Origin of the sequence: Lachnoanaerobaculum saburreum DSM 3986, assembly GCF_000185385.1 — a bacterium.
GTDB classification, from domain to species: Bacteria; Bacillota; Clostridia; order Lachnospirales; family Lachnospiraceae; genus Lachnoanaerobaculum; species Lachnoanaerobaculum saburreum.
In genome coordinates this window covers 926,105-926,809 of record NZ_GL622296.1, presented here as the reverse complement: position 1 = coordinate 926,809, position 705 = coordinate 926,105, and the positions used below count along the sequence as shown (strand labels likewise).

Genomic DNA, 705 nt, shown 5'->3' with positions numbered 1-705 from the left:
CTGATACAAATAATCAGCCAATATCCAAAAGTCACTTTTGAACATATCTATCTTTTCTCTGTCAAGATATGCTATCTCAAAGAGATTCATCTTGAAATCATTTACATATGGTTTGATTCTCTCATCTATATCTAAAAGCTCAAATAAGCTCTTTGGCTGATTCCATCTGCAATTATATCCGAAGTATAGCACCAATGTAATCACCGGATATTTTGTTTCTTTACTGTTCTCTTTTTTAGCCTGCTGTACATACTCCGCCCCATCATATCCAAAGACTCTAAGAGGCATCAGTTTTTCCGGTTTTGTTTGATTCTCCAATCCGAACATTGATAATTTTATCTTACTGTTATGCCAATATTTTGCAATATCCCTATACTGAGCCCTTATTCTTCCATCCATCTTCAGAATACTCTCCTGCAATACATCTGTTAAACTGTCTTCTGTTACTACTTTCTCCCCATTAAACAGTAACACATTTATAATATCAGCAAATACATCATTATACATTTCAAGTGTCTTCTGTGTAATATCTTTTTCTTTGTTTCCTTTCATACGACCTCCCTTTAATATGGCTTATTTGACTTGATGAAAATTGTTTTAATAAGATATAAACTTTAAAAATAAACATATAAATAAAATAAAGCCATGTACTTGGCTTCATTTTATGATGAATGCAGATATTTTGCAATAACAATATTCTTAAAC

General features: G+C 31.5%; 1 protein-coding gene. It reads right to left on the bottom strand.

Annotated features, from left to right (window positions below; all coding sequences use genetic code 11):
* The coding region (locus tag HMPREF0381_RS15290) for an Rpn family recombination-promoting nuclease/putative transposase (RefSeq protein WP_008750677.1) at nt 1-552 on the bottom strand (552 nt) is incomplete at its 3' end.
* Nucleotides 553-705: the final 153 nt, after the last annotated feature.